The sequence below is a fragment of the Bradyrhizobium sp. Kon56 genome (assembly GCF_055807635.1).
In genome coordinates this window covers 1-246 of the sequence record NZ_JBVVOU010000569.1, presented here as the reverse complement: position 1 = coordinate 246, position 246 = coordinate 1, and the positions used below count along the sequence as shown (strand labels likewise).

1 protein-coding gene is annotated in these 246 nt (G+C 50.8%); it reads right to left on the bottom strand.

The window, feature by feature from the left end; genetic code table 11:
* Nucleotides 1-36: 36 nt before the first annotated feature.
* A partial coding sequence (locus AC0L3B_RS40080) for a hypothetical protein (RefSeq protein WP_473383524.1) occupies nt 37-246 on the bottom strand: 210 nt, incomplete at its 5' end.

Sequence of the window (246 nt, the reverse complement as noted above, 5' to 3'; positions counted from 1 at the left end):
AACTCCAGCCGGCGCAGCCCACATACAAAGGTGCGATCAAAACAATACCGTGGCGGCATCGCGCATGAAAATCTCGATGGTTTTGGGGCCGACACCGTCAAATTCAGCCAGGCGGTTTTCGAACGCCTGGCGGTTATCGCTGGCACAATTCTTAGTTAACCTTTGGTTACAAAGTATGGCTAAATAACGGCCAATGGTCATACACCGCATGGTTCTCCAGCCGGTTGTGTCACCTGTATGTGAATT